We start from the raw sequence: 6,897 nt of genomic DNA, 5'->3' as shown, positions 1-6,897 counted from the left end.
CATCCATATTATTCTAAATGAAAATCTCCATCATACTTGAACTACGCCTAAAAATTTCACTTCTTAGTTATTCGATTTGAAACTAATAGTTTTGAAATAAATGCTTATATTTAATAAACATCCATTGTGAAATTTTATAAAAACAAATTAGTAAAACTCCAATTATACTTATTAAACTGATGTGACTATATAAGTAACTATATCCTACCATTTTAATTAAATTATTATAAAATGTTCTAACTAACAAAACTAAAATTATTATAATAATTATAAATAAAATAATCATAAAATTACTATATTTCATACATTTTAAAAATTCACAAAATATTAATGACAATAATTCTATAAAAATTAAGATAAATAAACTCTCTATTGTTAATATAATAAAATTTGAAAAACATTGAGCAAATAGAAGTGATGGTATGACTAACATTATACTTGACATAATATTGCTCCATGAAAAAAATCCATATAAAATTATACTCAAAAATATTTCTTCATATTGAATTGGTAAAACAAAAAAATTCTTAACATATTCTAAATTCTTTATTTTATCACTTATTGTAATAATAACATATAGCATACAAGTTATTATAAAATATCCGCTTACAATTAAACTATTGTCTACCTCACTATTTTTAATTACTTTTTTAAAGGAAACAAACAGCATTATATTTAATGTAATCCCTAAAATTAAATTTATAATCAATCCAATACTATTCTTTGAGCTTATACAATTTTTATTTTTCAAAAAATCGATTAAACACAACACTGTACTTTTCATATTTTTTCAATTTCCTCAAGAAATTTTGCTTGTTTTTTCATTTTATTTATTAAAATTATATAAGAAAGAATATAACCCAGGATCGAAGAAATAATATTAATTATAGGCATAATATTATTTCTTATTACAAAAAATATTAATATCAAACACCCTAAAATCGTTATTATATGAGATACAAATCCTACTTTTATGCTTTTTATAATATCTTCTTTGCTTCCTTCATTTAATTGTTTTGCTTTTTTATGATTAAAAAATAAATAAATATTAGCTATAGCTACTGAATATATAATTGCAGACATAAGTGATAAGTTCTTTCCTAAGTTAATTACTAAAGATATATTACTTAATGTAAAAATTAGCCTTAATATTATAAATTGGATAAACAAACAAGCAAATATCTCAATATTTTTACTAATTACAAATATTTTTATAGTTACTGGTGTTACAAATAAAAATTTAGTATTTTTTAGTTGTAACGGATCTAATACTAATATCTGCATAGAATACATTCCTTGTATTAATATACAGCAAAATATCAATAAGAAAATATATTCCGCGTATCTGTTAAATTTTTCATGAGGTATACAGATAACGTATGAAAACGCTATTAAAAATATAGTTAAAATAAAATATAAATATTTCTTCTTATCTCTCCTAGCATATCCTTTTATATCATTTAGTATTATATCAATCATTTTTACCTCCCCAAGATAATTTTTTTCTTAAAACATCTAATTCTCTATTTACAATTTTAATAAATATCTCTTCTAAAGTTAATCCATTATATTGCTTATGCATATTTTCAACCGTATCTTGAAATTTAACTTTTCCTTCATTCATTACTATAACGTCGCTACAAATATCTTCTATAATAGAAAAATCATGGGAACTTATTAATATAGTTGATCCATTTCTATTAAATTCCTGCAAAATATTCTTTATTATAATTTTTGAAGATGGATCTATTCCATCTAATGGCTCATCTAATATTAATAGTCTAGGATTATGTATAAGTACTCCACCTAACAATGCCTTTTGTTTCATACCTTTAGAAAATTCTCTTATTAACTTTTTTTTTGATTTATCTAAACTTAGTACATATAGCAACTCTTCTATTCTTTTATCTATATAATTCTTATTAATTTTATAGATATTAGCTATAAACCTCCAATATTCCACTACATTTAGATGCTCATAAGCACCTATTTGCTCTCCTACAAATCCTATGTTTTTTTTAATAAAATAATCATTTTGCTCATTTAAAATTTTTCCAAATATACTAACATTACCAGAACTTTTTGTTATTAAAGATATCAGAATATTAATTAATGTTGATTTTCCAGCTCCATTTTCTCCTATTATGCTAGTTGTTGAACCTTCTTTAACTTTTAAGCTCACCTCATTTAACGCGATTGTGTTATTTCTATAAATTTTAGTTAAATTTTCTATATCAATAATGAACATTTTTTCCTCCTAATTTCAAATAAAAATATCATGCTCTTTAAAATTATCAAAAAATTTTAGGAATTACAAAAAAGATACTAGTAACTATTAAATATGGACCCAGAAATGATGAGAAAAACTTAATTTTATTTGTACTTTTGAAAAATTTTCTATTATAATAAATAGATAAACAACTTATAAAAATAATTTTGGAAAAAATACTTATTATATCTGAAACATTCTTCCATTTTATAGCCATATCTTCTGCAGGCATTATAATGTAATTACCTACATTTAATGTAATTACCTACATTTAATGCAATTATTGAAAATATAAAAACAGCTACTCCATTAACAATTGAAAAATAACCTGAGTCATTTAAAAATCGTTTTAAACTAATTTTCAATTTACTAGACACAGCTTCAATTTTATTAATAAAATTAATATTTACAGCAAAAGACTTATGACTTTGTAATATATAATCACAATCTATCATTTCTAGGGCTTTCACTAAGGACAGCCTCTTTGCCCTATACTTGTCCTTTTTAGTATGTAAAATTATTCTTCTTAAATCTACTTCCATAAAAATAATTTCATCTATATTTAACTTTATGCTGATATTATTTTGCAAATCAAAAACCACATACTTTTCTTTCTTTCTCGATGGGTTATATGCACGTCTATTTGAAGTCAGAAGCTTGGTCATTTTAATTACTTCATCTTTATCATATGGTTTTAATATATAGTCGTAGCAGTGAACCTCTTTAAAAGCTTTAATCATGTATTGTATATGAGTTGTTGTAAAAATTATCCAATTAAATTTGTATTTTTCAATCTTTCTAAGTTCCAAAGCCAAATCCAACCCTGAAGAATTCTTTAGAGAAATATCTATATAAAAAAAGTCTATATAAACTTCCTGTAAAATTTTTAAAGCTTCTTCTTTAGATTCTGCTTCATATATCTTCAAGGTTTTATCTGCTTCATATATCATTTTTATAAGGTTTTTTCTCTGTATACTATTATCTTCAGCTATTAATATATTAATCATACTACCGTCAGTTACCCCCATTATTTAAATTAATTATTCAAAATACTACAATTATCCTCATATATACAGGTTAACTTACTTTTTCCTTATTTTCAATATAAGTTATTATAAATTGTGATAATATTCCTCAATAGTAGTAGTCCTTCAAGTCCATCCATATATGCATTAAAATAACGTACCTTAATTTGTTTTACACAATCCTAGGTACGTTCCTCAAAATTTTTTAGTTGTAACTCATTTTCTATTTTTTTCAAATAACACAAAACTACACAAAATCTTTCAATTTTCTATATGCAGCTTTATATACCCAAAAAGCATTTGCCAAAAGCAGACCGCCTGTGACAATAAATACACTGCGGATTCCAAATCGCGATGCTATCTGTCCACCTAATATTGAACCGCTGAAAGTTCCAAGATACTGTGCAGATATACTAAATCCAAATATTCTTCCTATAAGGTGCTCCGGGCTAATCTTTCTGACTATTACATTAACTGACGGAGTCAACCCTGCAGTTGCTAGTCCCAAAACAAATCTAAGCATCATAAGCTGCCATGGATTTTTTACAAAAGCCTGCGGTATAAATATAATTCCCGCTGCAATAAGTGCCATAAGAATAACTTTTCTAGCTCCAATTCTGTCTGAAAGTTTTCCAAGTCTTGGTGCTGCTATTATACTGGCTAGTCCTGATACCGAAAATGTAAGTCCTGAAACCAGTGCCACATGTACAGAAGAATGGGCAAGCTTGGTAACATATACTGTTACAATAGGTTCTATGGAATAAAGAGCTAATTGCAGAATAAAAGCTGTTGCAAACATAATTACTATTAAATTACGATTTGGTATTTCATTCCACGCTTCTTTTATATTAAGTACCTTTTTTTTTGAAGGTATAAAATTCTCTTTAACAAACATAGCTGTGGTTATGAATACAATCATCATAAGAGTTCCAGTTACAAAAAATACACTTTGCAGTCCCAGAACCTCTTCCAGATATCCTCCGATCATAGGTCCTATAAGTGAACCCGATACAGAAGCTGTGGAAAGTGTTCCAAGAGCAAATCCCACATGTTCCCTTTCAGTTTGAGTAGCAATTAATGTAATACAGGCTGTACTATACCCTGTAATAACACCTTGAAGCATCCTTAGCACTATAAGTTCATACACATTATGTGAAAATCCCATACAAAATATTACAACTGACATTCCAAAACTAGCTCTCAAAAGCATCAGTTTCCTTCCATATTTGTCTGCTGCCTCACCCCAGATTGGTGAAAAAACAGCAGAAACCACAAAAGTAATCCCAAAAGCAATTCCTGAAAGCTGTTCTATGGAATTTATATCATGGATTCCAAGGTACTTAATGTAAAGGGGCATCACAGGAGCTATCTGACTCATCCCTATTGATGTTACAAACATACCAAGCCAGCAAACTATCAAATTTCTCTTCCAAATCTTCATAAATTAAGCCTTCTTCTTATAGTTGTAATGTTTAATCCTACTATAAATAATACCATAAACTTTTTTAAAAATATGCGTAAAATTACACTTACGAAATAATACTTTTTCCATATCAAGTGATTCTTTGGCTCAGATGGAGTTTACTTATAAGGAATATGCATCGTAATCTGAACCTTAGAATCACTTATCCAGGGGCGTAGCAGCGCTTATCCCCTACTTTGAAGAATTGGGGGGTATTAGCAATGGTAGCCTTCGGATAAAAACCTAATTGACAAGTATATTAAAAAGTAGTACATTGTAAGTGAGTACTTACTCATTTATTCTTATGGAGGTATGATATGAATTTTTCAGATAATAATTATGAAAAGCTTTTTGAAGATTTTTTAAATGACAACAATTTAAACGATAAAGAATTCACAGAAAGACAATGGCAAATTTTAAATGCCGCCATTAAAGTATTCTCTGAAAACGGCTATGGAAACAGCAGAACCAGTGAAATTGCAAAAGAGGCCTCTGTGGCTGAAGGAACAATATTTAGATATTACAAGACAAAAAAAGATCTTCTTATGGGACTTATAATTCCCTTTGCCACAAAATTTATGAAACCCCTTGTACTGGAGTCTGTCATAAAAATAATAGAAAGCAGTGAGGATAAACCCATAGATGAAGTTTTAAAAGAACTTATGGCGGATAGGATAGACCTGGTAAAAAAAAATCTTCCACTTATTAAAACTGTCCTGGTGGAGGCATCCTATCATCCAGAACTTTTAACTGTACTTAAAGAACAAATAATATCTAAAGCTTTTCCTGTAACTGAAAAGTTTATAAATCAGCATATGGATAAAAATGAACTGCGTAATATTGAACCCTACTCTATATTGAGAAGCATAATAAGCATTGTAGGAGGCTACATATTTTTAAGCAGTGTTTTTCCTGAATATTTTGCAGGAGAAGGTGATAAAAAAGAAATAACTAAATTAACAGATATTTTGCTTAACGGCATCAGACAAAGATAAAATCAGGAGGAAAATCCATGAAAAATAAACTGAAAAATATGAAACCAATTATTATTTTTACTGTAATTTTAATAGGCCTGTCAATATTTTTTGTTATTAAAAATACTATGGATAAAAATTCCAATGAATTTCAGTTTTCAGGTACTGTGGAAGCAGATGAATTAAGTGCCAGCAGTGAACTATCAGGAAAAATAAAGGATATCAGAGTAGAAGAAGGTACAAAAGTTAAAGCCGGAGATATAATAGCAGTACTGGATTCAGATGAAAGTACAATTAGTGTAAATCAGGCCAATATTTCACTTGAAAATGCAGAAAATGAACTAGGTAAAGTCAATGATGGCACCAGAGTTGAAGAGATAAATGCACAAAAAGAACTGGTAACACAAAGCGAATCTCTAGTAACACAAGGGGAAGCCGCCCTTGAAACTGCCCAGAATAACCTCAGTAACGCCCAGAGCAACTATGATTATAAGAAAAAAACATATGATGACCACTTAAATCTTAATGAGAAAGGCTATGAATCCAATGAAAGCTTGGATAAAATCAAAAATGATCTAGATAATGCCAAAACATCTCTAAATAATGCCAAAAGTGCCCTATCCTCTGCAAATGCCCAGCTTAAAAGCTACAAAGCACAACTAGCAGCCGCCACCGACAAACTTAATCTTTTAGTTAATAGTACTACCTCCAGAGATAAAGCCACAGCCAACTATGGTATTCAGCAAGCTGAGCAGAATATGGAACTATCTAAAATTGCCTTGGATAAAAGCAACATAAAAGCTTCATCAGATGGAATTGTGGAAACAGTTAATTTTAAAAAGGGAGAATATGTATCTTTAGGTTCTCCAATTATAACCCTTCTTGACAATAATAATATGTATATAAAAATATATGTTCCTGAAAAAACACTTCCCTATGTAAAGCTTAACAAAGAAGTTACCATGAAAAGTGACTTTATAAAAAACAAAATTATAAAGGGAAAAATATCTTATATTTCTAAAGAAGCTGAATTTACGCCTATGAATATTGTCACCAAGGAAGATAGGATGAAACTTGTATATGAAGTAAAGATAAAAATATCAGATAATCTTCAGTATGTAAAGTCAGGCATGCTCTTAGATGTTACTCTAAAATAAAGGAGAATTA

General features: G+C 28.2%; 6 protein-coding genes. 2 read left to right on the top strand and 4 right to left on the bottom strand.

Translation table 11 applies throughout. The features are described from left to right. Positions 1 to 780 precede the first annotated feature (780 nt). From V7Q02_RS13060 to V7Q02_RS13045, 4 genes are all read right to left on the bottom strand, one after another. Positions 781 to 1,479 carry a hypothetical protein gene (locus tag V7Q02_RS13060; protein WP_333861473.1) on the bottom strand — a complete coding sequence of 233 codons (699 nt, stop codon included), beginning with the start codon at positions 1,477 to 1,479 and terminating at the stop codon, positions 781 to 783. Then, a complete protein-coding gene (locus V7Q02_RS13055) occupies positions 1,472 to 2,248 on the bottom strand; it encodes an ABC transporter ATP-binding protein (RefSeq protein ID WP_333861472.1) in 777 nt (258 codons plus the stop codon). The genes V7Q02_RS13060 and V7Q02_RS13055 overlap by 8 nt, the downstream gene beginning before the upstream one ends. A 263-nt stretch (positions 2,249 to 2,511) precedes the next feature. Next, positions 2,512 to 3,276 carry a LytR/AlgR family response regulator transcription factor gene (locus tag V7Q02_RS13050; protein WP_333861471.1) on the bottom strand — a complete coding sequence of 255 codons (765 nt, stop codon included), beginning with the start codon at positions 3,274 to 3,276 and terminating at the stop codon, positions 2,512 to 2,514. A gap of 265 nt (positions 3,277 to 3,541) precedes the next feature. Next, complete coding sequence (locus V7Q02_RS13045; RefSeq protein WP_333861470.1) at positions 3,542 to 4,735, bottom strand: multidrug efflux MFS transporter; 1,194 nt, start codon at positions 4,733 to 4,735, stop codon at positions 3,542 to 3,544. A 338-nt stretch (positions 4,736 to 5,073) separates the two neighbouring features. On the opposite strand from V7Q02_RS13045, the gene V7Q02_RS13040 reads away from it, so the two are divergent. Together V7Q02_RS13040 and V7Q02_RS13035 are read left to right on the top strand one after the other, a co-directional pair. Beyond that, a complete protein-coding gene (locus V7Q02_RS13040; protein ID WP_333861469.1) occupies positions 5,074 to 5,751 on the top strand; it encodes a TetR/AcrR family transcriptional regulator in 678 nt (225 codons plus the stop codon). A 17-nt stretch (positions 5,752 to 5,768) separates the two neighbouring features. Then, positions 5,769 to 6,887, top strand: a complete 1,119-nt coding sequence (locus tag V7Q02_RS13035; protein ID WP_333861468.1) for an HlyD family secretion protein — start codon at positions 5,769 to 5,771, stop codon at positions 6,885 to 6,887. The last annotated feature ends 10 nt before the right edge of the window (positions 6,888 to 6,897 follow it).

It is taken from the genome of Clostridium sp. (assembly GCF_036781005.1).
Lineage (GTDB): Bacteria > Bacillota > Clostridia > Clostridiales > Clostridiaceae > Clostridium_B.
This window is presented reverse-complemented; position numbering and strand designations above follow the sequence as displayed.

What these genes read in the sequence shown, in the direction of transcription:
- V7Q02_RS13050 (WP_333861471.1), bottom strand. Translation starts at nt 3,276, where the DNA reads ATGATTAATATATTAATAGCTGAAGATAATAGTATACAGAGAAAAAAC.
- V7Q02_RS13060 (WP_333861473.1), bottom strand. Translation starts at nt 1,479, where the DNA reads ATGATTGATATAATACTAAATGATATAAAAGGATATGCTAGGAGAGAT.
- V7Q02_RS13040 (WP_333861469.1), top strand. Translation starts at nt 5,074, where the DNA reads ATGAATTTTTCAGATAATAATTATGAAAAGCTTTTTGAAGATTTTTTA.
- V7Q02_RS13045 (WP_333861470.1), bottom strand. Translation starts at nt 4,735, where the DNA reads ATGAAGATTTGGAAGAGAAATTTGATAGTTTGCTGGCTTGGTATGTTT.
- V7Q02_RS13035 (WP_333861468.1), top strand. Translation starts at nt 5,769, where the DNA reads ATGAAAAATAAACTGAAAAATATGAAACCAATTATTATTTTTACTGTA.
- V7Q02_RS13055 (WP_333861472.1), bottom strand. Translation starts at nt 2,248, where the DNA reads ATGTTCATTATTGATATAGAAAATTTAACTAAAATTTATAGAAATAAC.